This window comes from Streptomyces kryoterrae (assembly GCF_054072135.1).
In genome coordinates this window covers 5975156-5998310 of record NZ_CM133358.1, presented here as the reverse complement: position 1 = coordinate 5998310, position 23155 = coordinate 5975156, and the positions used below count along the sequence as shown (strand labels likewise).

The window sequence follows — 23155 nt, the reverse complement described above, 5'->3', positions numbered from 1 at the left end:
CCGCCGGGTGAGCCGGCCGACCGCCTACCGGGCCGGCCGGCTCACCCCTGCCCACCCACCGTGAACCCGATGACCGCCCCGCCCCCGTCCCGGCGGTTCGCGAAGGGGGCACCGCCGTGCGCGATGGCCACCTCGCGGACGATCGACAGCCCCAGGCCCGAACCGGGGAGGCTACGGGCGTCGGCGGCACGGTAGAACCGGTCGAACAGGCGCAGCAGATCGCCCTCGGCGACTCCGGGACCCCGGTCGAGCACCTCGACCCGGATCGCGCCCTGCCGCCCGCCGCCCTGCCGTGCCCGTTCCGGACCGGTGACCGCGATCTCGATCGGCGTCGTGCCGCCCCGGTCGAACTTCGAGGCGTTCTCGACGAGGTTGGAGATCGCGCGCTGGAGCGCGGCGGGGCGGGCGTCGGCGGCCGTCTCGCCGCTCACCCGGACGAGGACGTCCCGCCCCGTACGCCGCCGGGCCACCACCGCGACCTCGTCCGCGATGTCGGCGATGTCGATCCGCTGCTTCGGCTCGGTGTCCGACTGCCCGGCCGCCAGGTCCACCAACTCGTTGACCAGATCGGTGAGTTCACGCGCCTCGATGGCGAGGTCGTCGACCAGGTCCTCCCGGGTCGCGGGCGGCAGTTCGTCGATGCGGCGCAGCAGCGAGATGTTCGTACGCAGGGAGGTGAGCGGGGTGCGCAGCTCGTGCCCGGCGTCCTGGACCAGTCGGCGCTGGTCCTCCTCCGACTGGGCGAGCCGGCCGAGCATACGGTCGAAGGACCGGCCCAGGCGGCCCACCTCGTCGGACCCGGTCACCGGCACCTGGATGCCGAGCCGGCGGGTGCGGGCGACGTCCTCGGCGGCCGAGGCGAGGATGCGCAGCCGGTGCGTGATCCGCCGGGCCAGCCACCATCCGAACAACCCGGCCGCGACGACGACCGCGGCGACCATGAGGATCGTCCGCTGCTGGAGCTCCCGGAGCAGGTCCTCCGTGTCGCTGAACTCCTGCGCGACCTGCACCGCGCCCCGCCCCTCGCTCCGCGCCCCGCCCAGCGAGACGGTCGCGATGCGGTAGACGTCCTGGCCGACGGCGACATCCCGGTGCTGCACGGCCAGCCCGGCGACCGGGGAGACGGCGATCCGGCGGTCGGCGGCGGTGACGGGCAGCGCCGGACTCCCGCTGTCGACCACCTCCCCCGCCGGCCCGAGCACCTGCACGTCGGTACGGCTGGGCCGGACGATGTCGTGCCCCGGCTCGGACGAGGAGAAGTCCTGCGGCGTCATCGTGTTGTGCCGCACCTCGTCCTGGAGGTCCTGCACGATCTCGGCGAAGGCGGACTGCTGGTCCACCCGGACCAGCCGCGCGGCGGCGTCGTACGACAGAAACCCGACCAGTACGGTCACCCCGGCCGCGACCGCGGCGAACGACACGGCGAAGGTGGTCCGCAGCGAGGCCAGCCCGCCCCTCCGCAGGGCCACTCAGTCCTCCCGGAGGACGTAACCCACGCCGCGCACCGTGTGGATCAACTGCGAGGCGCCCGGCTCGTCGAGCTTGCGGCGCAGATAACCGACGTACACGGCGAGGTTCTTCGAGCCCGGGCCGAAGTCGTAGCCCCAGATACGGTCGTAGATCGTCGAGTGGTCGAGGACGATCCCCGCGTTGCGCACCAGCAGTTCCAGCAGCTCGAACTCGGTGCGGGTCAGCTCCAGTTCCCGCGCCCCTCGCCACACCCGCCGCGCCTGGAGATCCATCCGCAGCCCGGCGGCGGTGAGATGCCGCTCAGGAACAGCGGGTTCCTTCGGTACGAGGGAAGCGGGTACGCCGACAGGGGCGACGCCCCGGAGACCGGGGCGCTGCTCGCCGGGGCCGGTGCGCCGCAGCAGCGCCCTGAGCCGGGCGAAGACCTCCTCGACGTCGAACGGCTTGACGACGTAGTCATCGGCGCCCGCGTCCAGGCCGGCGATCCGGTCGGCGGTCTCCACCAGCGCGGTGAGCATCAGGATCGGCGTACGGTCCCCCTCGGCGCGCAGCACCCGGCACACCTGGAGCCCGTCGATGCCGGGCATCATCACGTCCAGCAGGAGTACGTCCGGCGGCGTGCGATGCGCCTGGGCGAGCGCCTCGACGCCGTCGGCGACCGCGGTGACCCGGTAGCCCTCCAGGGTCAGGGCCCGCTCCAGGGCATGGCGGATGGCACGGTCGTCCTCGGCGAGCAGCACGGTTTGGGGCACCCGCCCAGTGTGCCAAGGGGGGCTCTTACTCGCCTCTCACTCTCACCCTCGTCTCACCGCCGGAGCGCGTCCAGCCGCTGAGCGAAGGGGACCACCTCGAACTCGTCCGACACGGGCTTCGGTACCGGCCGCCGCGCCGACAGCCCAGACATCAGAGCCGTCAACTCCCCCGCCGCCCGCTCGACGCGCTCCGCGAGCCCCTCCGCACCCCAGTCCTCCGAGGCCGCGTACACGGCCGTCGGCACCACCACGGCCCGCAGATACGCGAACAACGGCCGCATCGCGTGTTCCAGCACCAGCGAATGCCGGGCCGAGCCACCGGTCGCCGCGACCAGCACCGGCTTCCCCGCCAGCGCGTCCTTCTCCAGCACATCGAAGAACGACTTGAACAGCCCGCTGTACGAGGCCGAGAACACCGGCGTGACGACGATCAGGCCGTCCGCCCGCGTCACCGCGTCCAGCGCGTCCGCCAGCTTCCGCCCCGGGAACCCGTTGGTGAAGTTGTGCGCGATCTCCACAGCGAGCTCCCGCAGCTCCACCACCTGGAGGTCGACGTCCGCCTTCCGGTCCACCGCGGCGGCCAGCCGGTCGGCCAGCAACCGGGTGGACGACGGAACACTCAGCCCCGCCGAGACGACGACGAGCTTCATACCGCGGCCTCTTCCTTCTGGTCCTGCTGGTCCTTCTGGTCCTTCTGGTCCTGCTGCGCGGCGGCCAGCAGGGACGCGTGCGTGGGCGCGTCCGGTACGTCCGCCGACCGCCCCTTGGCGAACTCCGCCCGCAGCACCGGCACGACCTCCTCGCCGAGCATGTCGAGCTGCTCCAGCACCGTCTTCAGCGGCAGCCCCGCGTGGTCGACCAGGAACAGCTGACGCTGGTAGTCACCGGCGTACTCCCGGAAGGCCAGCGTCTTCTCGATGACCTCCTGCGGCGACCCGACGGTCAGCGGGGTCTGGTCGGTGAAGTCCTCCAGGGAGGGACCGTGCCCATAGACCGGCGCCTCGTTGAAGTACGGCCGGAACTCGCGTACCGCGTCCTGCGAGTTCTTCCGCATGAACACATGGCCGCCCAGCCCCACGATGGCCTGCTCGGCGGTGCCGTGCCCGTAGTGGGCGTACCGGGCCCGGTACAGGTCGATCATCCGCTTGGTGTGGTCGGCCGGCCAGAAGATGTTGTTGTGGAAGAAGCCGTCGCCGTAGTAGGCCGCCTGCTCGGCGATCTCGGGCGACCGGATGGACCCGTGCCAGACGAACGGCGGTACGTCGTCCAGGGGCCGGGGTGTCGACGTGAACCCCTGCAACGGCGTCCGGAACTTCCCCTCCCAGTTCACGACGTCCTCGCGCCACAGCCGGCGCAACAGGGCGTAGTTCTCGACGGCGAGGTTGATGCCCTCCCGGATGTCCTGCCCGAACCACGGGTACACCGGGCCGGTGTTCCCGCGCCCCATCATCAGGTCCACGCGTCCGTCGGCCAGGTGCTGGAGCATCGCGAAGTCCTCCGCGATCTTCACCGGGTCGTTGGTGGTGATGAGGGTGGTGGAGGTGGAGAGGATCAGCTTCTCGGTCCGCGCGGCTATGTAGCCGAGCATCGTGGTCGGGGACGACGGCACGAACGGCGGGTTGTGGTGCTCACCCGTGGCGAACACATCAAGCCCGACCTCCTCGGCCTTGAGCGCGATGGTGACCATGGCCTTGATGCGCTCGCGTTCGGTCGGCGTCCGTCCCGTGGTCGGGTCCGGTGTGACGTCGCCGACGCTGAAGATCCCGAACTGCATGGTCGCTCACTCTCCAGGTTGTTAACTCTTCAACTATAGCGTCCGAGTGCGACAACCGCGCGCCTTCCAGAGGTATTCCATACAGGTCCGACGCAGTGATCTTGCCCAGCGGAATGCCGGACTTGACGATGCCCTGGGGCTGGTTGAGCGTGCCCGACATGCAGTGGGTGCCCGACGTCAGCTTGCTGGCGTCGATGGCGATCGTCTGCGCTTCGTGGACACCATCCAGCGAAGCCGGCCACGTCCGGTCGTCGGTGACCGTCGTGGTGGTGGTGAGGATCTGGCAGTCGCTCACGATGTCTCCCTCATGGGTGTGGATCGGATTTCTCCCGCACCCGGCGCGAGCGGCAAGGGGCGGTGTCCACGAGACGACGACGGCCGAGCCACGCCAGGGCGTGATCCCTGATCAAGCCCGACCGGCTTCCGAAGAGCCCACCTTCATGTTCATGCCGAAAGTGAAGGGCGTCGTGAGCTACACGTACTCCTTCAACGGCGACCCGGAGGTCTCGGTCGCCGCGGGCGCCCACCACACCGCGAGCATCGGCTGGGCCCCGGCCTCGGACGGCTTCTACGACCTCCAGGTCCACGCGAGGACCCGCACCGACATCCGACCGGCGGCCTACGACAATTTTTTCGCCGTGAACGGAAACCGCGCATCGGCCGCGCCCAAGCCACCGGAGCCGCCGGTGGGTGAGAGCGCGATGTCGATTCTCGTCACCCGCTCCAGGGCAAAGGCCCGGGTCGGCGGTCTCTAGGGGCCTTTGCCCTGGCCGCCTCGGAGGCCGGGCCCGGAACGGCCCGTCCGAGCCCTGTCGGCGTGGCCTTGATCCGGCCGATGACCCGGCCTCACGAGAGCAAGCCGATGGCTCGGAATCGAGCACGGACACGACCGGCAGGGTGAACAACGCACCCCCCTTACCCCTATCGGCCTCTTATCTATATGTACTTTATGAGACTAATTGCTAGGTTTTTATCGCCGGGTGATGGCTCATCACCCCACCCGCAGGTGCTCGCCCTGCGGACTTCGGTTTGCGGCTGATTCCGCAGAACCTCGACACGACACGCGGCTTCCGTCCTGACCGGAACTACGGGAGTTCGGAATTCCCTTGCCGGGGGACTGAGCTCAACGGCGACAAGAAAGGTCACCCCCATGGCAGTTGTTGCCAATTCGTCCCGTTCGCCGATCAGATTCCGCATCCGACATCGGCTCAAGACACGTCTCGCACTCCTGCCCGGAGTAGTGCTGCTGGCCACGGCCACGGTCGCGCTGACTTCGGGCGTCGCGCAGGCCGCAGAAGCCCCCGTTGATCTGGGGACCGCCAAGAGCTACGCGGTCCTGGCCGGTTCAACGGTCACCAACACCGGCCCCACCGTCATCAACGGCGACGTGGGACTCAGTCCAGGCTCTTCGGTGACCGGCTTCCCTCCCGGACAGATCTTCGGCGACCTGCACATCGCCGATGCCGAAGCTCTTCAGGCGAAGACAGATCTGACCACGGCCTACAACGACGCGGCCGGCCGGGGACCCGGAGCGGCCATTACAGCCGATCTCGGCGGACAGGTCCTGGTGCCCGGTGTCTACACGGCCTCGTCGTCGATGGGACTTACCGGAACCCTCACTCTCAACGCCAAGGGTGACCCCAACGCAGTCTTCATCTTCCAGGCCGGATCGACGCTGACCACCGCTTCGAACAGCAGCGTCAAACTCGTCAACGGTGCACAGCCCTGCAACGTGTTCTGGCAGGTGGGCAGTTCCGCCACCCTCGGGACCAACACCGATTTCGTGGGCACCATCATGGCCGACCAGTCCATCTCGCTGTTGACGGGCACCGAGATCCAAGGCCGTGCCCTTGCGATGAACGCCGCGGTGACGATGGACACCAACGTCATCACGACGCAGTTCTGCGCGACTGGCCCCACCGGTCCCACCGGACCCGCCGGACCCGCCGGATCTACCGGACCTGCCGGACCTGCCGGACCTGCTGGCCCGGCCGGATCTACCGGACCCGCTGGCCCGGCCGGATCTACCGGACCTGCCGGACCTGCCGGACCTGCTGGCCCGGCCGGATCTACCGGACCTGCTGGCCCGGCCGGATCTACCGGACCCGCTGGCCCGGCCGGATCTACCGGACCCGCTGGCCCGGCCGGGCTCATCGGACCTGCCGGACCTGCCGGACCTCAAGGGCCCAAGGGAGACACCGGCCTCATCGGACCGGAGGGACCCAAGGGCGACACCGGACCTACCGGACCTACCGGACCTGCCGGACCCAAGGGCGACACCGGACCTGCCGGATCTACCGGACCTGCCGGACCCAAGGGCGATACCGGACCTGCCGGACCCAAGGGACCCAAGGGCGACACCGGACCTGCCGGACCTGCCGGACCCAAGGGCGACACCGGACCTGCCGGGCCCAAGGGACCCAAGGGCGACACCGGCCCCAAGGGACCTGAGGGACCTCAAGGTCCCAAGGGGCCCCAGGGTCCTGCGGGACATGGCGGTGGAGGGGACCACAACACCTACGGTGAACACAGCGACTACTAGCCCGACTGCCAGGAGCGCGAGGGCAGCGCGTGGCGCTGAAGTCCCGGGCAGTGTGCGGGAATAAGCGAAACGCCGCCGGTATCTCCCTGAGGAGAAAACCAAGATGAATGAGGGGCGCCTCCCAGAGAGGCGCCCCTTGGAGGACGTTCGAAGCTCGTCGAGGCGTACCGCGTCGAACACCCCTCCGTCGGCTTCACCCGGTTCGTGGTCAGGGACTGCGGCGGCGACGACTCCCGCACCGAGTTCAACAACGGCTGGGACATGACGTACGCCGCCGAGGTCGTACCCGTCTGGCGGCAACGCGGCTACCTGACCGGCGACCTGCTCGGCGTCTCCGAGTTCCTCCGCACCCTGGACGCCGTACTGCGCTGCGGAGGCACCATCCCGGAGGTGACGGCGACCCCACGCGCGAGCCGGAGATAGCCGTCGGCCGTCAGAAGTAGTACGCGTCCCCGGTGTCGAGCACGAGCACGCGCTGCCGGTCGTTGCCCCGGTTGCGGTCCACGACCCCGCCGCTCCAGACCGTACCGATCTCCAGCGTCACCTCGGCAGGCACACCCTGAAGCCGCATCCGCAGCCCGATCTGCTCGCCCACACCATCGGCGGCCAGCGCCCCCGTACGGCACACGACCACACGCGCCCCGAGCCGCGCGCACCCGTCCGGCAACTGCTGCCGGGCGGCGAGCGGGGCCGACCAGGTCAGCCGCACGGTCGCGTCGGCGACGGCGGACGGCCCGTGGTTGCGCGGGGTCACCCACAGGTCGATCCGCCCACGGTCCAGCGAGACGGCCCCGTGATACGCGAGATCGGCCTCGGGCCCCCCGCTGTCGGCCCCGGCGAACCCCCCGATCCCGACCAGCCCGATCGCCATCGCACCCGCCACCAGCCCACGCACCCAAACCGTCGTACCCACGTCACCCACTCCTCGGCCGTTCCCGGAAGACCATCACCGTCGTCGAACCGATGTATCCCACCTGACGCGCACGGCAGGCGCCCTCCAACAGGTGACAGTGAGCGGCCGTGCGAAGCTGCCCGCATGTCGGTCCTGCGCTCCGTAGCCCTGTTCCTGGTTGCCGCCCTGTTCGAGATCGGCGGCGCGTGGCTGATCTGGCAGGGCGTACGGGAACACCGCGGCTGGGTGTGGATCGGCGCGGGCGTGCTGGCCCTGGGCGCGTACGGGTTCGTCGCCACCCTCCAGCCCGACGCGGAGTTCGGCCGCATCCTGGCCGCGTACGGCGGGGTCTTCGTCGCCGGTTCACTGGCCTGGGGCGTGGCGGCGGACGGCTACCGCCCGGACCGCTGGGACGTGACGGGCGCGCTGATCTGCCTCGCGGGCATGGCCATGATCATGTACGCCCCCCGAGGCAACTGACGGGACCCGACGAAGGCGGCGCCCCCGCCCGGCCCACCCTCCGGACACCCCACCACCCACTCACCGCGCCTGCCTATCCTGGGCAGCGCAACCCCACGCCCAGTACCCCGAGGAGCAGTCCCATGGCCACCGCCGCCCCGTCCGCCGCCTCCCGCATCGCCGTGATCACCGGCGCGAGCAGCGGAATCGGCGCCGCGACGGCCCGCCGGCTCGCCGCCGCCGGCTACCGGGTCGTACTGACGGCCCGCCGCAAGGACCGTATCGAGGCGCTGGCCGAGGAGATCAACGCGACGGGCGGCCAGGCCACGGCGTACCCCCTGGACGTCACCGACCGCACGGCGGTGGACGAGTTCGCGACCGCCTTCAAGACGATCGGCGTCCTCGTCAACAACGCGGGCGGCGCACTCGGCGCCGACCCGGTGGCCACCGGTGACCCGGCCGACTGGCGCCAGATGTACGAGACGAACGTCATCGGCACCCTCAACCTCACCCAGGCCCTCCTCCCCGCCCTGACGGCGAGCGGCGACGGCACGATCGTGATCGTCTCCTCCACCGCCGGGCACGGCACGTACGAGGGCGGCGGTGGCTACGTCGCCGCCAAGCACGGCACCCACGTCCTCGCCGAGACCCTGCGCCTGGAGATCGTCGGCACCCCGGTCCGGGTGATCGAGATCGCGCCGGGCATGGTGAAGACGGACGAGTTCGCCCTGACCCGCTTCTCCGGCGACACGGAGAAGGCGGCGAAGGTCTACCAGGGCGTGGCCGAGCCCCTCACGGCCGACGACGTGGCCGAAACGATCACCTGGACGGTAACCCGCCCCAGCCACGTCAACGTAGACCTCCTGGTCCTGCGCCCCCGCGCCCAGGCGTCGAACACGAAGGTGCACCGGGACGCGTGACCACCCTCCGCCTCTGGGGGAAGAGGTCCACGGGTCTCGTTGCCGAGTAGCGGCCGGCCGACTCACCAGGCGGGGCGGATCGGCCCCCGTGGCATGAACCGAGAAAGATCGGCGACAAGTTCACCGAAGCGTGCCTCTCCCAGCGCCTCTCGCCATGGCGCGACGGCATCCCGGGCCGCCTGGTCGGCGGCGCGAGTGGCGGCCCAACCGGCCTCGGTCAGCTCCAGGAGCCGGGCACGGGCATCGTGGGGGTGCGGATGCCGCTCCACGTACCCCTTGCGGACCAGCTCCTCGACCAGTTGGGCGGCGGCCTGCTTGGTCACTCCCAGGTGCTCCGCCAACGCGGCCGTGGTGGCGCCTCCCCCGGAGATGCGGACAAAGGCGAAGCCGTGTGCGGGCCGCAAATCCTCGAATCCCTGCTGGGACACGCGAGCGTGGATCTCCTGCACCAACTGTCCGGAGAGCGCCAGCACAAGCGCGGAGAAAGCCAGAGCGTCGTCCATGTCTTGACTATAACTCGACAAGCTGCTTGTCTTCATGGACAAGTAGCTTGTCCATCAGGAAGGGATTGGAGCTGACATGCCTTTCATCCGCAGCACCGAGGCCGTCGCGCACGAGATCCACGGTGGCCGCTTCGTTTCCTACATCCGTCCGGACACGGGAAGCCGGGATCTCGCCGCCTGGCGCACCGAGATCCCGCCCGGAATGGTCGGCCCGGCCCACACGATCAGTCACGAGGAAACGTTCTACCTCCTGTCCGGTCGCCTCCGGCTCACCATCGGCGGCGAGAGCGCCGAACTCGGCGTCGGCGACGCGGCGGTGGCTCCGGCGGGCTCCGAACTGGCGGTTGCCAACACCACCGACCAGCCGGCCCACATGTGGGTCACCACACGCGTCGGGCTCAGCGCCGAACTGGCCGACGGCAGCACCATCACACCGCCATGGACTCATTAGGCCCACAGAGGGATCAGCACAGGCTTCCCATCCGGGAGGACTGACTGTGAACGAGGTCCCCGGCCTCAAGCCGGGGACCTCACGCGTCAGCCCTTCACACAAACAACCTGCTTCAGCTTCGCCACAACCTCCACCAGGTCCCGCTGCTGGTCGATGACCTGCTCGATCGGCTTGTACGCGGCAGGAATCTCGTCCACGACACCGGAGTCCTTACGGCACTCCACACCCCGTGTCTGCTCCTCCAGGTCCTTGGTCGAGAAGCGCCGCTTCGCCGCGTTGCGGCTCATGCGCCGACCGGCCCCGTGCGAAGCCGAGTTGAAGGCCTTCTCGTTCCCGAGGCCCTTCACGATGTACGAACCCGTGCCCATGGAACCCGGGATGATCCCGTACTCCCCGGCCCGGGCGCTGATCGCACCCTTGCGCGTGACGAGCAGGTCCATGCCCTCGTAGCGCTCGCGGCTCACGTAGTTGTGATGGCAGCTCACCTCGGGCTCGAAGGTCACCCCGGCCTTCTTGAACTCCTTGCGGAGCACGTCCTTGAAGAGGGCCATCATGATCGACCGGTTGTACCTGGCGTACTCCTGAGCCCAGTAGAGGTCGTTCTGGTAGGCCGCCATCTGCGGGGTGTCCGCAATGAAGACAGCGAGGTCTCGGTCGATCAGCCCCTGGTTGTGGGAAAGCTTCTGGGCCACGCCGATGTGATGGTCGGCCAGCTCCTTGCCGATGTTCCGGGAACCGGAGTGGAGCATGAGCCAGACCGAACCCTGATCATCTATGCAAACTTCTGCAAAGTGATTTCCGGATCCGAGCGTCCCCATCTGTTTTCCGGCTCGATCATGACGGAATTTGACCGCTTCAGCGATTCCATCAAACCGCCCCCAGAAGTCCTCCCATCCCCCGGTGGCGAACCCGTGCAGCCGCCCCGGATCGACGGGACTGTCATGCATCCCCCGCCCCACCGGAATCGCCTCCTCGACCTTCGACCGCAGCCGGGACAGGTCGCCCGGCAGGTCGTTCGCCGTGAGTGACGTCCTGACGGCGGACATCCCGCAGCCGATGTCGACCCCCACCGCCGCCGGGCACACCGCGCCCTGCATCGCGATGACCGAGCCGACCGTCGCCCCCTTGCCGAAGTGGACGTCCGGCATGACGGCCAGGCCCTTGATCCACGGCAGCGTCGAGACGTTCCGCAGCTGCTGCATCGCGACGTCCTCGACCGACGCCGGGTCGGCCCACATACGGATGGGAACCTTCGCGCCCGGCACTTCCACGTACGACATATCGTCCTCATTCCCCCGAAAAACCAACAGAAGTGCGTAAACGCAAAACCGACGCCAAGGTCAACGAAAGGGATGCCGGACCGGCGTGCACGGTGGTGCGTGCGATAGACATTGTCTGCCGGTGACGCCCCCGTGCGGCAAGTGAATAACCAGCGGGGACACTGGAGCGAGCACCGTCCACAAAGATCGTCGAGAAAGACCGTCGAGAGGAACCTGACCGTGCAGCGGAAGGCCTACGTACCCGGCGTCGCCGCCCTCCTCGCGGCGCTGCTGGCCGGCTGCACCGGCGGCTCGGGCAGCGACGACCCCGCCGAGGACGCCAAACCCGGCGACAGCGGCACCACGACCGCGGCGGCCCAGCCCGGCCGCTACCTCACCCTCCCCGAGCCCTGCGGCGCGGTCGGTCACGGCACCCTCGACTCGCTGCTGCCCGGCATCAGGCAGATCACGGACGAGGACCAGCGCGAAGAGGCGTACGACGGCGAGCCGACCCTCACGTACAACACGGACCGCAAGGTCGGCTGCCGCTGGAAGGTGGAGTCCACGGACGCCACCGACCATCTCCTCGTCGACTTCGAGCGGGTCGTGTCGTACGACAACTCCGTGAGCGACGACAGCCAGGCGACGGACCTCTTCGCGACCAAGGTGGTGGCCGCCGACCTCCCGGAGCCCGTCGCCACCACCACCGCCTCCCCCACTCCCACTGGCTCCGCGTCGGCGTCCGGCTCCCCCTCCCCCTCCTCGGCCACTCCCACCGACGCGGCCTCCGCCTCCGTCTCCCCGGACACCGACACGGACAGCACCGCCGACGCCGAGTCGGCCGCCGCTCTCCAGCCCCGCCTCCTCGACGGTCTCGGCGACGAGGCGTTCCTCGACGACCAGCTGACCCCCGCCGGTTCAACGGCCCAGCAGCGCACGGTCACTGTGGCGTTCCGCACGTCCAACGTGATCGTGACCATCGAGTACGTCGAGCAGCCGACGGCACTCGGCACCGTGCCCGACAGCAAGGAAATGCAGGACAGGGCGCAGAAACTGGCCTCGCAGCTCGCCGGCGCGTTCGACTAGGACACGGCTGGTGTCCCCTCGTACCGGCCGTCCGCAAAGGGTGTGAAGCAGAACCCCGCGCCCCCCTCACCGCGTACCGTGGCCCCTCGGACCCGATCCGACCGCAGGAACCGAGAGCCGCAGGAACCACAGCGCGATGAGTGAAGGAACCATGCACCGACCCGCACAGCGAGACCAGCGCAGCCGGAACAGCAGGCGGAACACCGGAGTGACGACGAGGCGGCAGCACCGCGCCCTCGCCACCCTGGCCGCCGGCACCGTCGTCCCAGTCCTTCTCCTGGCCGTCGGCTGCTCGTCCGACTCGGGATCCGACTCCGGGTCGGGATCCGGTTCCGCCGACAACGCGGCGAAGACGACGGAGCCCGGCGCGGGCGAGACGGTGAGCGCGTCGCCGACCGTGCAGGCGGCGGCGTACCAGAAGCTTCCGGAGCCGTGCGCGGTGCTGTCCACGAAGACGCTGAAGGACCTCGTCCCGAAGGGTGTGAAGTCGGGCAAGGAGGGGTCGTCCAACGACACCTCGACGCGCGGCAGTTGCTCCTGGACGAGCCTCGTCAACAACGGTGTGAAGGGCTCCCAGTTCCGCTGGCTGAACGTGTCGCTGCTGCGCTTCGAGTCGACCGCTTCGCGCGGCTCCGGCGACGAACTGGCGCAGGCGTACTACGAGAGCCAGGTACAGGACGCCGAGTCGACGACGGGTGCGAAGAACACCAGGTCGGCGCCGGTGGCCGGAGCGGGCGACGACGCGACGTCGGTGCGCTACGACCTGAAGAAGAAGGAAGGGGCCTTCCGGCAGCAGACGGTGGTGGTCCGGGTCGAGAACGTCGTCGTGACCCTCGACTACAACGGTGCCGGGCTCGCGGGCGAGAAGACGCCGAGCGCGGACAGTCTGGCGAAGTCCGCGGTGAAGGCCGTCAAGGAGGCCGTCGCGAAGGTGTCGTCGGAGAACGGCGAGGGTGGCGCGGGCACTCCGGCCCCCACCAACTCTCCTACGGCGTCGGCGAGTTCATCGGCGAAGCCGAGCGCGTCCCCGTCGAAGTCGGCGGCCAGGGCGGCGTCCAAGGCGCCGGCCTCGTCCGCGTCCCCCTCAGCGTCGAAGAAGAGCTGACCTTGTCTCGGCAACACGTACGCCGCACACATGTGCCACCCTGTTGCGCGCAACAACACGCACTGGGAGGGGAGTACGGGTGGCCGCGCCACTGCAACTGACACGGATGCACCGGGTTCTCATCGGCGTGGTCGTCGCCGGTGCGGTGGTCATCGCCGGGATCGGCTTCGCGGGTTCGTACGCCGCCGTCCGTGAACTGGCCCTCAAGAAGGGCTTCGGGAACTTCAGCTACGTCTTCCCGATCGGCATCGACGCGGGTATCTGCGTCCTGCTCGCCCTGGACCTTCTCCTCACCTGGATCCGGATCCCGTTCCCGCTGCTGCGCCAGACGGCGTGGCTGCTGACGATGGCGACGATCGCGTTCAACGGCGCGGCGGCCTGGCCGGACCCGCTGGGCGTGGGCATGCACGCCGTCATCCCGATCCTGTTCGTGGTCTCCGTGGAGGCGGCCCGGCACGCCATCGGCCGGATGGCGGACATCACCGCCGACAAGCACATGGAAGGCGTCCGCCTCACCCGCTGGCTCCTCTCCCCCATGCCGACGTTCCTTCTCTGGCGCCGGATGAAACTGTGGGAGCTGCGCTCCTACGAGCAGGTCATCAAGCTGGAGCAGGAACGTCTCGTCTACCAGGCGCGTCTGCACGCCCGCTTCGGCCGGGCCTGGCGGCGCAAGGCCCCGGTGGAGTCCCTGATGCCGCTGCGCCTGGCCCGCTACGGCGTCCCCCTCGCGGAGACGGCCCCCTCGGGCCTCGCGGCGGCCGGCATCGAACCGGCCCTGCTGCCCCCGGCCCCGCAGCCCGCCCTGGAGACGGCCGACGCGGGCGCGATCAGCCGTGCCACGGAGCCCGCGGCGGCGGGCTCTCAGCCCCAGCCCGTCGAGCAGCGCCCCGCACCGCAGGGCGGCGAATCCGCCGGGCAGCCGGACAACGCCGAGCCCCAGAATCCGTGGCTCCAGGCGCGTGACCCCCGGGCCATCGCGTACCAGGGCGGCTACGACCCGACCTACGACCCCGGACCCGCGGACGCCCAGTGGTACGCGGAGCAGCAGCAGGCCGAGCAGTACGACGCCCGGCAGCAGGTGGAGAACCGGCAGCAGTTCGAGAGCCGGCAGCGGTACGAGGCTCAGCAGCAGTTCGAGGAGCAACAGCGCTTCGAGCAGCAGCGCTTCGAGCAGCAGCGGTTCGAGCAACGGATGTTCCCGCAGCAGCAGTACGCGGAGCCGTCGGCCCCCGCCCCGGACCCGGAGCCCTTGCCCGAGCCCTCTCCGGAGGACACCGGCACCTTCCCGATCCCGGCCGGCCCGGGCCGCACCCGTGAAATGGGTGCGGGCGGCGGTACGGAGCCGACGGAGGAGGACTACTACCTGGTCTTCAAGAAGTCGATAGACGGCAGCTACCCCACCTCGGGCCAGTTCCGAGGCGATGTGGAAGCGACGTACGGCACGAAGCTCCCGCAGCGCGAAGCCGACCGCATGGTCAACCGCTTCACCAACCGCCACACGGCGGAACTCCAGGACGACCACATCGCGTAGTCCCCGATATCTGATTTTTCCTGGCCGTACGAAGGACGGGGCGCCCGGAGTTCACCGGGCGCCCCGTCCTTCGTATCAGGGGATGTCAGGGGAACGCGCCCCCTACTCCCCCAGCAGGGCCCGCACCCGCTCCTGCCCCACCGCGAGCAGCAGGGTGGGCAGACGCGGGCCGGTGTCCCGCCCGACGAGCAGGTGGTACAGCAACGCGAAGAACGTGCGCTGGGCGACCTTGATCTCGGCCGGGAGTTCCTTCGGGGTGGCGTCGGCGGGGAAGCCGGCCTGGACCTTGGGGACGCCGTAGACGAGATGGCTGAGACCGTCGAGGGACCAGTTGTCGGCGAGGCCGTCGACGAGGAGCCGCAGCGACTGCCGACCCTGCTCGTCGAGGGACCTGATCAGCTCGGTGTCGGGTTCCTGACGGACGATGGTCCGCTGGTCCGCCGGCACCTGCGTGTTGATCCAGGCCTCGGCCTTGTCGAGCCGGGGCCGCACCTCGTCGAGGGAGACCAGCGGGTCGGCGGGGTCGAGCTCGCCCAGGATCCGCAGTGTCTGGTCCTCGGCACCGGCGGTGATGTCGGCGACGGAGGCCAGCGTCCGGTACGGCAACGCCCGCGCCGTACGGGGCAGTTCGCCCCCGGCGGTACGCACCGCGCGGGAGTGCGCGGCGACGTCCGCCGGCAGCGCGGAGCCGTCGGCGACCTTGGCGTCGAGCTTGTCCCACTCGTCGTAGAGCCGCTGGATCTCCTGGTCGAAGGCGATCTTGAAGGACTGGTTGGGCCGGCGGCGGGCGTACAGCCAGCGCAGGATCTGCGGCTCCATGATCTTCAGCGCGTCGCCGGGCGTGGGCACACCACCCTTGCTGCTGGACATCTTCGCCATGCCACTGATACCCACGAAGGCGTACATGGGCCCGATCGGCTGCTTGCCGCCGAAGACGCTGTCGACGATCTGCCCGCCGACCTGGAACGAGGACCCCGGAGACGAGTGGTCGACACCGCTCGGCTCGAAGACGACCCCCTCGTAGGCCCAGCGCATCGGCCAGTCGACCTTCCAGACCAGCTTGCCGCGGTTGAACTCGCTCAGCAGGACGGTCTCGGAGAACCCGCAGGCGGTGCAGGTGTACGTCAGCTCGGTGGTGTCGTCGTCGTAGGCGGTGACGGTGGTGAGGTCCTTGCCGCACCCGCCGCAGAAGGGCTTGTACGGGAAGTACCCGGCGGACCCGGAACTCCCGTCGTCCTCCGCGGCGGCCCCGGACCCCTCGGCGGCCTCGACCTCGGCCGCGTCGACGGCCTTCTGGGACTGCTGAGGCTTCTTGCCGGGATTACCGGAATTGGCGGGATCGCCGGGGGCCTTCTTGGTCCGGTACTGGTCGAGGATCGCGTCGATGTCGCGCCGGTGCTTCATGGCGTGCAGGATCTGCTCGCGGTAGACACCGGAGGTGTACTGCGCGGTCTGGCTGATCCCGTCGAACTCGACACCGAGCTCGGCGAGCGCGTCGACCATCGCGGCCTTGAAGTGCTCGGCCCAGCTGGGGTGGGGGGACCCCTTGGGTGCCGGTACGGCGGTCAGCGGCCGTCCGATGTGCTCGGCCCAGGAGGCATCCACACCGTCGACGCCGTTCGGCACCTTGCGGTAGCGGTCGTAGTCGTCCCAGGAGATCAGATGCCGGACCTCGTACCCCCGCCGCCGGATCTCGTCGGCGACCAGATGCGGAGTCATCACTTCCCGGAGATTCCCCAGGTGAATGGGCCCGGAGGGAGACAGCCCGGACGCGACGACAACAGGTTTGCCCGGGGCTCGACGCTCCGACTCCTCGATGACCTCATCCGCGAAACGGGAGACCCAGTCGGTGGTCTCGGTGCTCTGAGCCACGATCGGCACGTCCTCTTTGTCTGAGAGTTCCTCAAGGCCAGCCGGTACGGTCCGACGGCTGACCGCCCCATTCTCCCAGGTGGCCCCAGAACCACGAAAACGAGTTACCGGCGAGCCGCCTGCGTGGCCCCTGCCCGGAACCTCTCAGCACCGGCCAGCACCCTCCAGCCCGTCCGGCGTTTGAGGACGAGCGCCTTCAGCGCGAACTTCTGTCCTCTTCAGCGCCGCCCGCACCCCCAGCCCGTCCGGCGCTTGAGGACAAGGCCCGTTCAGGGCCGTGGCGGGGGTCTGGGGGCGCAGCCCCCAGAACGGGATGGGACGGGTAGGGGCGGCGGGGGCGAAACAACAACCCACCCACCACCCCCGCGCCCAGGAAAACCCCTTTACCCCCCATGGGATACTGACCCCATCCACACGTACCCACCAGGAGAACGGCACCCACTCCTATGGCCCCGGTCAAGTCCCTCACCGCCACCGTCCACCAGCGCCTCGCGGACGCCCTCACGGCAACCCTGCCGGAGGCACCCCCCGCGGACCCGCTGCTGCGACGCAGCGACCGTGCGGACTACCAGGCGAACGGCATCCTCGCCCTCGCCAAGAAGGCCAAGGCCAACCCCCGCGAGCTGGCGACCCAGGTCGTCGGGAACGTCGTGTCCGGTGACGTGATCAAGGACATCGAGGTCTCCGGCCCCGGCTTCCTGAACATCACGCTCACCGACAAGGCGATCGTCGAGAACCTCGCGGCCAGGGCCGCCGACCCCGACGCCCGTCTCGGCGTACCGCTCGCCGCCCGCCCCGGCACGACGGTCATCGACTACGCCCAGCCGAACGTGGCGAAGGAGATGCACGTAGGCCACCTCCGCTCCGCGGTGATCGGCGACGCGGTGGCCCAACTCCTGGAGTTCACGGGCGAGAACGTGATCCGCAGGCACCACATCGGCGACTGGGGAACCCAGTTCGGCATGCTCATCCAGTACCTGGACGAGCACCCGCACGAGCTGGACCACAAGCCGGCCGACTCGGACCGGGCGAACGCCGAAGCGAGCGGCGAGGAGGCGATGTCGAACCTCGACCGCCTCTACAAGACGGCCCGCAAACTCTTCGACTCCGACGAGGAGTTCAAGACGAGGGCGCGGCTGCGCGTCGTCGACCTCCAGGCCGGCGACCCCGCCACCCTCGCCATCTGGCAGAGGTTCGTGGACGAGTCGAAGATCTACTTCTTCTCGGTCTTCGAGAAGCTGGACATGGAGATCCGGGACGCGGACATCGTCGGCGAGTCGGGCTACAACGACATGCTGGACGAGACGTGCCGCCTCCTGGAGGAGTCCGGCGTGGCGGTCCGCAGCGAGGGCGCCCTGTGCGTCTTCTTCGACGACATCAAGGGCCCGGAGGGCAACCCGGTCCCGCTGATCGTCCGCAAGTCCGACGGGGGCTACGGCTACGCGGCCACCGACCTCTCGGCGATCCGCGACCGCGTGTTCGGCCTCAAGGCGAACAACCTGGTCTACGTGGTCGACGCCCGCCAGTCCCTCCACTTCAAGATGGTCTTCGAGACGGCGCGCAGGGCGGGCTGGCTCAACGACGAGGACGTCAAGGCGTACCAGCTGGCGTTCGGCACGGTCCTCGGCAAGGACGGCAAGCCCTTCAAGACGCGTGAGGGTGAGACCGTACGGCTGGTTGACCTGCTGGACGAGGCGGTCGACCGCGCGACGACGGTCGTACGGGAGAAGGACTCCCTGGGCCAGCTGTCGGACGGCGAAGTCGCCGAGCGGGGCGCCCAGGTGGGCATCGGCGCGGTGAAGTACGCGGACCTGTCGACGTCGGCGAACCGGGACTACAAGTTCGACCTGGACCAGATGGTCTCGCTGAACGGCGACACGAGCGTGTACCTCCAGTACGCGTACGCCCGTATCCAGTCGATCCTGCGCAAGGCCGGCGAGGTACGCCCGCAGCCGCACCCGGAACTCGAACTGGCCGAGGCGGAGCGGGCGTTGGCCCTGCACGTGGACGCGTTCGCGGAGACGGTGGCGGACTCGGCGACGGAGTACGCCCCGCACAAGCTGGCGGCGTACCTGTACCAACTGGCGTCACTGTTCACGACGTTCTACGACAAGTGCCCGGTGATCAAGCCGGCCCCGCCGAAGAACATCGCCGAGAACCGCCTGTTCCTGTCCGACATGACGGCGAAGACGCTCCACCAGGGCATGGCCCTGCTCGGCATCAGGACGCCCGAGCGCCTCTGACACAGCGGCGGCAACAGCCGGCCGTACGGAAGCCGGGTACCCCGAGACGGACGGGTACCCGGCTTTCCGGCGCAGGCCGTCAGTCGGAGGCCTGCACCCTGAGTACCGGCCACGTCTGTCGATCGTCTGCTGAAGGCGTTGTACAGATTTCCACGATTGCCTGGACCCGAACAACGCGAAGGCCGCCCGGACGGATCCGGGCGGCCAGGGCACGGGGACGATGCCCTCGGTGCGAACGTCAGGCGTACGAGGGTGCGAGCTTGGGGTTGGGGCCGTACTTGTTCTCGCCCGCGTCACCTTCGAGGCAGGCGAAGACGAGCAGCGTGATCGAGCCGACGAGCGGGACGATCCCGAAGAGGATCCACCAGCCCGAGCGGCCCGTGTCGTGCAGTCGACGCACGCCGACGCCCAAGCCGGGCAGCAGGATGGCCAGGCTGAACAGAAGGGTGAGGATCTGGCTGCCGATGGCGGCGTCGATGATCGCCAGCACGATGCTGATGATCGCGACGAACAGCGCGAACATCCAGTATTCCTTGCGGCGCGCACGCCCGCTGAACACCGCGTACTTCTTGAGTACGTCAAGGAAATAGTTCATTGGATCCCCCAGGGAACGATGTGGGCCCTACCGAGCGGATCAGGCCAAGGGGAGAAGTTACGTAGATTGGCGGGAACTCGTCAATAGGGTTTGACGTTGCAGGTTACGGGCACCAACTTGCCCAGTACACGGAGCCGATGGCGACCCGGAGGCATCGTTTTCCGGACAGATCGGTGCAAGATCATCGCCGATGATGCTCCGAACACTGGGCGTTCACGGCACCGAGCCCTTCCCGCTGCCGAACCATCGCCGAACCATTGCGAGTTCTACGCCAGTCCGACGCACATTCGAGGCCGTGCCGACACCGTACCGATCTCGAACCGTTGCCCGCCCGCCCTCCCCCAGCCCCCACCAGGCCTCCCAGGGCCCGTTGTCAGTGGCAGGCCCTACAGTCACCGGCATGGCGACACTTCCCAACCCGCTGCCCCACCTCACGGCCGACCCGACCGGCAGCGCACTCGGCCTCGACCTCCCCTCCGGGAGGCTGATCGACGCGACGGACGAGGGCCCGTGGCACGAGCCCCTCCTCTGGCACGCCGACACCCCCTCCGCCCCCGGCGCCTGGACCACGCACCACGACGCGGGCCGGCCCGCAGGGCTCCTCCCGGTGGTCATAGAGGTGGGCGGCGGTCAAGGCGGGCCCGAGGAGTGGGAGTTGATGCCCGCCGACACCTCCTACCCCGGTGACCACGACCCCGAGGAGGTCCTCACCGGGTTCTGGGAGGAGTACGCGGCACAGGACGAGGCCTGGCCCGGCCTGGCCCCCGCCACCGTGGGCGCCGACGCCGAGCAGGCCGACGCCGACGCACTGGCCGCCCACCTGGCCGACGCGCTCCTCGCCCCCGGCTCCTCCTTCAAGGAACCGCGCCTCGCCCTCGTCCCCGCCCGCCGCTCCGCCGACATCCCCGCCGCCATCGGCTGGTCGGGCCCCGCGAACTACGAGAGCGACACGGCCCGCCTCTGCGCGGTACTCCGCTCCTGGGAGGACCGCTTCGGCATACGGGTCCTGGCGCTCACCTTCAACCAGCTGGTGCTGTCCGTGGCGGCCCCGCCGGCCACCCTCGCCGAGGCCGAAGCGACAGCCGCCGAGCACTTCGCGTTCTGCCCGGACAACATCACGCAGGGCGCCCACACCACCCTGCGCGCGTACGCCGAACACGAACTGCTGACCAAGCAGACCTGGTCCTTCTGGTGGGACTGACCACGCTCCGAGTTCAGCGAGTTCTTGCGAGGATTCCCGGGCGTTCACGCCCCTCATCCCGAACATCCGGGCGTGAGGCCGGACGCAAACGACGCACCACCGCCAGTGGTGCCCGTTGTGCAAGCCCGGGACTTTAGTCCCGGGTAGTTGACCCCTTACGGCCACTCGCCGCGTACACGTTGATGTCGGCGTCAGTGACGTCGTTGATGTCGCGGTAGCGGACCTTCTCGATGTCGTCCAGCGAGTCGAGGTACGCGGCCTCGACCTGCTCCGGGACCGGCGCGCCGCCGTCGGGACGCCAGTGGTGGGCGGGCACGACGCCCGGCTCGTCGAGGGTGAGCCCGTTCTCCCCGAAGAAGCGTTCCACCTCGGCCCTGGACCGCAGCACGAAGGTGAACCCGCGCTCGGTGTACGTCCGTTGGACCGCGCGGATCTTCTCGGGGTTCAGGTCCTCGGTGAGGTGGCTGAGGACGAGCCGGCTGCCGGACGGCAGCGCGTCGACCAGCTCGCGCACGATGTCGTACGCCTCCGGCTCCGCCACGAAGTGCAGGACCGCCGCGAGGACGAGCGCGATCGGCTGGTCGAAGTCGAGGGTCTTGCGGGCGTGTTCGAGGATCTGGGCCGGGTTGGCCAGGTCGGCGTCGATGTAGTCGGTACGGCCCTCGGGCCCGCTGGTGAGCAGGGCGCGCGCATGGGCGAGCACGATCGGGTCGTTGTCGACGTACACGACCCGGGTGTCCGGGGCGATGCGCTGGGCGATCTGGTGGACGTTGTCCTGCGTGGGCAGGCCGGTACCGATGTCGAGGAACTGCCGGATGCCCTCGTCCGTCGCCATGGCGGTCACGGCGCGGCGCATGAAGTCACGGTTGTGCCGGACGTCCAGGTAGCCACGCGGATTGGCGGCGAGCGCCGCGGCCGCCGCGTTGCGGTCGGCCGGGTAGTTGTCCTTGCCGCCGAGGAAGACGTCGTAGACCCGGGCCGGGTGGGCCTTGGTGGTGTCGATCCTCCTTCTCAGCTCGGCGGGGTCCTTGCTGAGAGCATCGCCGCTCATGTGGCCTCATCCTGGGGAGCCTGGTGTCCAAACCTCTTCAACGGACAACAACCTAGCTGCCGACCGCAGTTGATATTCGAAAATCGAAAATCGACCCTCGGGCGGTCCCGCGACCCGCTCCCGCCGTCCCGGACCGTCCCGGCACGGGACACCATCCCCGCAGGTCAGCGCACTGGTCCAGCAACAGGCGTCCCAGATCCGCCGCGAAACATGGTGCTGGGACGGATCACGGCACAAGCTGTTGCCAGCCGAACGGCACCGTCACCCTCCCCTTCCCCCCAGAAAGGGCACGCCCATGTCCGTACGCACCTCCCGTACGCGCCTGTTCGCCGCCACGGCGGTCGCGCTCGTCGCGCTCACCACCCTCACGGCGTGCGAGGACGGCCAGGGCGTACGGGACGAGGGCCCGTCGTCGACGTCGGCGAAAGACCCCCGCACGCAACCGAACACACAGGCTCACAACATACGGGCGGCCTCGGTGGCCCAGTAGGTGAGGATGTTCTGCGCGCCGGCGCGCTTGATGCCGGTCAGGGTCTCCAGGATGGCCCGCTCCCGGTCGACCCAGCCCTTCTCCGCCGCGGCCTCGATCATCGAGTACTCGCCGGAGATCTGATAGGCGGCGACAGGCACGTCCACGGCGTCGGCGACGCGGGCGAGGATGTCGAGATAGGGCCCGGCAGGCTTCACCATGACGATGTCGGCGCCCTCCTCCAGGTCGAGCGCCAGCTCCCGCAGGGACTCCCGGACGTTGGCGGGGTCCTGCTGGTACGTCTTGCGGTCCCCCTTCAGTGAGGAACCGACGGCTTCCCGGAAGGGCCCGTAGAAGGCGGACGAGTACTTGGCGGTGTAGGCGAGGATGGCGACGTCCTCGCGCCCGATCTGGTCGAGGGCGTCCCGGACGACCCCGATCTGCCCGTCCATCATCCCGCTGGGGCCCACCACATGAGCCCCCGCGTCAGCCTGCACCTGGGCCATCTCGGCGTACCGCTCCAGGGTGGCGTCGTTGTCGACGCGCCCTTCCGCGTCCAGCACCCCGCAGTGCCCGTGATCGGTGGTCTCGTCGAGACAGAGATCGGACATGACGAGCAGCTCGTCGCCCACCTCGGCCCGCACATCACGGATGGCGACCTGGAGAATCCCGTCCGGATCGGTACCGGGGGTCCCGAGGGCGTCCTTCTTCCCCTCCTCGGGCACCCCGAAGAGCATGATCCCGGAGACCCCGGCCGCCACGGCGTCCACGGCAGCCTTCTTGAGACTGTCCCGGGTGTGCTGAACCACGCCCGGCATCGCGGAGATCGGAACGGGTTCACTCACCCCTTCCCGCACGAAGGCGGGGAGGATGAAGTCGGCGGGGTGCAGCCGGGTCTCGGCGACCATGCGCCGCATGACAGGCGAGGTACGCAGCCGCCGAGGACGCGCACCGGGAAAGGATCCGTACTTCGACATACC

Annotated in this window: 23 protein-coding genes; 12 read left to right on the top strand and 11 right to left on the bottom strand. The window is 69.3% G+C overall.

The features are described 5' to 3' along the window. Nucleotides 1-41 precede the first annotated feature (41 nt). The 4 genes from ACW4TU_RS26495 to ACW4TU_RS26480 all read right to left on the bottom strand — a co-directional run bounded on the left by ACW4TU_RS26495 (nucleotide 42) and on the right by ACW4TU_RS26480 (nucleotide 3996). Entirely contained in the window at nucleotides 42-1469 is a 1428-nt protein-coding gene (locus ACW4TU_RS26495; protein ID WP_457417272.1) for a sensor histidine kinase, read from the bottom strand. Beyond that, nucleotides 1470-2210, bottom strand: a complete 741-nt coding sequence (locus tag ACW4TU_RS26490) for a response regulator transcription factor (RefSeq protein WP_457430306.1) — start codon at nucleotides 2208-2210, stop codon at nucleotides 1470-1472. Nucleotides 2211-2275: 65 nt separating this feature from the next. Then, nucleotides 2276-2872, bottom strand: coding sequence for an FMN reductase (locus tag ACW4TU_RS26485; protein WP_457417271.1), 597 nt, complete (start codon nucleotides 2870-2872; stop codon nucleotides 2276-2278). Further along, complete coding sequence (locus ACW4TU_RS26480; protein WP_457417270.1) at nucleotides 2869-3996, bottom strand: LLM class flavin-dependent oxidoreductase; 1128 nt, start codon at nucleotides 3994-3996, stop codon at nucleotides 2869-2871. Before ACW4TU_RS26480 ends, ACW4TU_RS26485 begins: the two co-directional genes overlap by 4 nt. A gap of 446 nt (nucleotides 3997-4442) precedes the next feature. Here ACW4TU_RS26480 and ACW4TU_RS26475 point away from each other — a divergent pair, with 446 nt between their 5' ends. The 3 genes from ACW4TU_RS26475 (at nucleotide 4443) to ACW4TU_RS26465 (ending at nucleotide 6961) form a co-directional block, all read left to right on the top strand. Continuing rightward, nucleotides 4443-4751: a hypothetical protein gene (locus tag ACW4TU_RS26475; protein WP_457417269.1), complete on the top strand. Its 309-nt coding sequence runs from the start codon at nucleotides 4443-4445 to the stop codon at nucleotides 4749-4751. Nucleotides 4752-5146: 395 nt separating this feature from the next. After that, entirely contained in the window at nucleotides 5147-6538 is a 1392-nt protein-coding gene (locus tag ACW4TU_RS26470; protein ID WP_457417268.1) for an ice-binding family protein, read from the top strand. A gap of 204 nt (nucleotides 6539-6742) precedes the next feature. Continuing rightward, nucleotides 6743-6961 (top strand): hypothetical protein, encoded by a 219-nt coding sequence (locus ACW4TU_RS26465; protein ID WP_457417267.1) that lies wholly within the window; start codon nucleotides 6743-6745, stop codon nucleotides 6959-6961. 10 nt (nucleotides 6962-6971) lie between these two features. On the opposite strand, the gene ACW4TU_RS26460 is transcribed toward ACW4TU_RS26465, so the two are convergent. Beyond that, a complete protein-coding gene (locus ACW4TU_RS26460) occupies nucleotides 6972-7409 on the bottom strand; it encodes a hypothetical protein (RefSeq protein WP_457430304.1) in 438 nt (145 codons plus the stop codon). Nucleotides 7410-7574: 165 nt separating this feature from the next. Here ACW4TU_RS26460 and ACW4TU_RS26455 point away from each other — a divergent pair, with 165 nt between their 5' ends. Together ACW4TU_RS26455 and ACW4TU_RS26450 are read left to right on the top strand one after the other, a co-directional pair. Next, entirely contained in the window at nucleotides 7575-7910 is a 336-nt protein-coding gene (locus tag ACW4TU_RS26455) for a YnfA family protein (protein WP_457417266.1), read from the top strand. 122 nt (nucleotides 7911-8032) lie between these two features. Continuing rightward, complete coding sequence (locus tag ACW4TU_RS26450) at nucleotides 8033-8809, top strand: SDR family NAD(P)-dependent oxidoreductase (protein ID WP_457417265.1); 777 nt, start codon at nucleotides 8033-8035, stop codon at nucleotides 8807-8809. Nucleotides 8810-8871: 62 nt separating this feature from the next. Here the strand turns inward: ACW4TU_RS26450 and ACW4TU_RS26445 are convergent, their stop codons facing one another. Continuing rightward, nucleotides 8872-9312 carry a MarR family winged helix-turn-helix transcriptional regulator gene (locus ACW4TU_RS26445; protein WP_457417264.1) on the bottom strand — a complete coding sequence of 147 codons (441 nt, stop codon included), beginning with the start codon at nucleotides 9310-9312 and terminating at the stop codon, nucleotides 8872-8874. 76 nt (nucleotides 9313-9388) lie between these two features. Between ACW4TU_RS26445 and ACW4TU_RS26440 the strand changes: the two genes are divergently transcribed. Beyond that, nucleotides 9389-9763: a cupin domain-containing protein gene (locus tag ACW4TU_RS26440; RefSeq protein ID WP_457417263.1), complete on the top strand. Its 375-nt coding sequence runs from the start codon at nucleotides 9389-9391 to the stop codon at nucleotides 9761-9763. An 86-nt stretch (nucleotides 9764-9849) separates the two neighbouring features. Here the strand turns inward: ACW4TU_RS26440 and ACW4TU_RS26435 are convergent, their stop codons facing one another. After that, a complete protein-coding gene (locus ACW4TU_RS26435; protein ID WP_457417262.1) occupies nucleotides 9850-11043 on the bottom strand; it encodes an RtcB family protein in 1194 nt (397 codons plus the stop codon). A 219-nt stretch (nucleotides 11044-11262) separates the two neighbouring features. Here ACW4TU_RS26435 and ACW4TU_RS26430 point away from each other — a divergent pair, with 219 nt between their 5' ends. The 3 genes from ACW4TU_RS26430 to ACW4TU_RS26420 all read left to right on the top strand — a co-directional run bounded on the left by ACW4TU_RS26430 (nucleotide 11263) and on the right by ACW4TU_RS26420 (nucleotide 14744). Next, on the top strand, nucleotides 11263-12108 hold the full coding sequence (locus ACW4TU_RS26430; protein ID WP_457417261.1) for a DUF3558 domain-containing protein: 846 nt from the start codon (nucleotides 11263-11265) through the stop codon (nucleotides 12106-12108). Nucleotides 12109-12244: 136 nt separating this feature from the next. Beyond that, nucleotides 12245-13213 carry a DUF3558 domain-containing protein gene (locus ACW4TU_RS26425; RefSeq protein ID WP_457417260.1) on the top strand — a complete coding sequence of 323 codons (969 nt, stop codon included), beginning with the start codon at nucleotides 12245-12247 and terminating at the stop codon, nucleotides 13211-13213. Nucleotides 13214-13292: 79 nt separating this feature from the next. Next, nucleotides 13293-14744, top strand: coding sequence for a DUF2637 domain-containing protein (locus tag ACW4TU_RS26420; protein ID WP_457417259.1), 1452 nt, complete (start codon nucleotides 13293-13295; stop codon nucleotides 14742-14744). A 102-nt stretch (nucleotides 14745-14846) separates the two neighbouring features. On the opposite strand, the gene lysS is transcribed toward ACW4TU_RS26420, so the two are convergent. Continuing rightward, complete coding sequence (gene lysS / locus ACW4TU_RS26415) at nucleotides 14847-16625, bottom strand: lysine--tRNA ligase (protein WP_457417258.1); 1779 nt, start codon at nucleotides 16623-16625, stop codon at nucleotides 14847-14849. A gap of 437 nt (nucleotides 16626-17062) precedes the next feature. Between lysS and argS the strand changes: the two genes are divergently transcribed. Beyond that, nucleotides 17063-18859: an arginine--tRNA ligase gene (gene argS, locus ACW4TU_RS26410; RefSeq protein WP_457417257.1), complete on the top strand. Its 1797-nt coding sequence runs from the start codon at nucleotides 17063-17065 to the stop codon at nucleotides 18857-18859. A 238-nt stretch (nucleotides 18860-19097) separates the two neighbouring features. On the opposite strand, the gene ACW4TU_RS26405 is transcribed toward argS, so the two are convergent. Then, a complete protein-coding gene (locus ACW4TU_RS26405) occupies nucleotides 19098-19454 on the bottom strand; it encodes a DUF805 domain-containing protein (protein ID WP_457417256.1) in 357 nt (118 codons plus the stop codon). Nucleotides 19455-19854: 400 nt separating this feature from the next. Between ACW4TU_RS26405 and ACW4TU_RS26400 the strand changes: the two genes are divergently transcribed. Further along, on the top strand, nucleotides 19855-20655 hold the full coding sequence (locus tag ACW4TU_RS26400; protein ID WP_457417255.1) for a DUF4253 domain-containing protein: 801 nt from the start codon (nucleotides 19855-19857) through the stop codon (nucleotides 20653-20655). Between the two features lie 133 nt (nucleotides 20656-20788). Here the strand turns inward: ACW4TU_RS26400 and ACW4TU_RS26395 are convergent, their stop codons facing one another. Beyond that, the gene (locus ACW4TU_RS26395) at nucleotides 20789-21706 is read right to left on the bottom strand and encodes an SAM-dependent methyltransferase (protein WP_457417254.1); all 918 of its coding nucleotides are present in this window, start codon (nucleotides 21704-21706) and stop codon (nucleotides 20789-20791) included. A gap of 295 nt (nucleotides 21707-22001) precedes the next feature. On the opposite strand from ACW4TU_RS26395, the gene ACW4TU_RS26390 reads away from it, so the two are divergent. Then, a complete protein-coding gene (locus ACW4TU_RS26390) occupies nucleotides 22002-22196 on the top strand; it encodes a hypothetical protein (RefSeq protein WP_457417253.1) in 195 nt (64 codons plus the stop codon). Here the strand turns inward: ACW4TU_RS26390 and hemB are convergent. Then, nucleotides 22163-23152, bottom strand: coding sequence for a porphobilinogen synthase (gene hemB, locus ACW4TU_RS26385; protein ID WP_327695512.1), 990 nt, complete (start codon nucleotides 23150-23152; stop codon nucleotides 22163-22165). The genes ACW4TU_RS26390 and hemB overlap by 34 nt on opposite strands. Nucleotides 23153-23155: the final 3 nt, after the last annotated feature.

Bases quoted from the DNA above. Each gene is read 5' to 3' on its own strand.
- ACW4TU_RS26440 (WP_457417263.1), top strand. From the start codon at position 9,389: ATGCCTTTCATCCGCAGCACCGAGGCCGTCGCGCACGAGATCCACGGT.
- ACW4TU_RS26435 (WP_457417262.1), bottom strand. From the start codon at position 11,043: ATGTCGTACGTGGAAGTGCCGGGCGCGAAGGTTCCCATCCGTATGTGG.
- ACW4TU_RS26470 (WP_457417268.1), top strand. From the start codon at position 5,147: ATGGCAGTTGTTGCCAATTCGTCCCGTTCGCCGATCAGATTCCGCATC.
- argS (WP_457417257.1), top strand. From the start codon at position 17,063: ATGGCCCCGGTCAAGTCCCTCACCGCCACCGTCCACCAGCGCCTCGCG.
- ACW4TU_RS26395 (WP_457417254.1), bottom strand. From the start codon at position 21,706: ATGAGCGGCGATGCTCTCAGCAAGGACCCCGCCGAGCTGAGAAGGAGG.
- ACW4TU_RS26400 (WP_457417255.1), top strand. From the start codon at position 19,855: ATGGCGACACTTCCCAACCCGCTGCCCCACCTCACGGCCGACCCGACC.
- ACW4TU_RS26485 (WP_457417271.1), bottom strand. From the start codon at position 2,872: ATGAAGCTCGTCGTCGTCTCGGCGGGGCTGAGTGTTCCGTCGTCCACC.
- ACW4TU_RS26480 (WP_457417270.1), bottom strand. From the start codon at position 3,996: ATGCAGTTCGGGATCTTCAGCGTCGGCGACGTCACACCGGACCCGACC.
- ACW4TU_RS26445 (WP_457417264.1), bottom strand. From the start codon at position 9,312: ATGGACGACGCTCTGGCTTTCTCCGCGCTTGTGCTGGCGCTCTCCGGA.
- ACW4TU_RS26450 (WP_457417265.1), top strand. From the start codon at position 8,033: ATGGCCACCGCCGCCCCGTCCGCCGCCTCCCGCATCGCCGTGATCACC.
- ACW4TU_RS26475 (WP_457417269.1), top strand. From the start codon at position 4,443: ATGCCGAAAGTGAAGGGCGTCGTGAGCTACACGTACTCCTTCAACGGC.
- hemB (WP_327695512.1), bottom strand. From the start codon at position 23,152: ATGTCGAAGTACGGATCCTTTCCCGGTGCGCGTCCTCGGCGGCTGCGT.
- ACW4TU_RS26390 (WP_457417253.1), top strand. From the start codon at position 22,002: ATGTCCGTACGCACCTCCCGTACGCGCCTGTTCGCCGCCACGGCGGTC.
- ACW4TU_RS26425 (WP_457417260.1), top strand. From the start codon at position 12,245: ATGAGTGAAGGAACCATGCACCGACCCGCACAGCGAGACCAGCGCAGC.
- ACW4TU_RS26455 (WP_457417266.1), top strand. From the start codon at position 7,575: ATGTCGGTCCTGCGCTCCGTAGCCCTGTTCCTGGTTGCCGCCCTGTTC.
- ACW4TU_RS26405 (WP_457417256.1), bottom strand. From the start codon at position 19,454: ATGAACTATTTCCTTGACGTACTCAAGAAGTACGCGGTGTTCAGCGGG.
- ACW4TU_RS26460 (WP_457430304.1), bottom strand. From the start codon at position 7,409: ATGGCGATCGGGCTGGTCGGGATCGGGGGGTTCGCCGGGGCCGACAGC.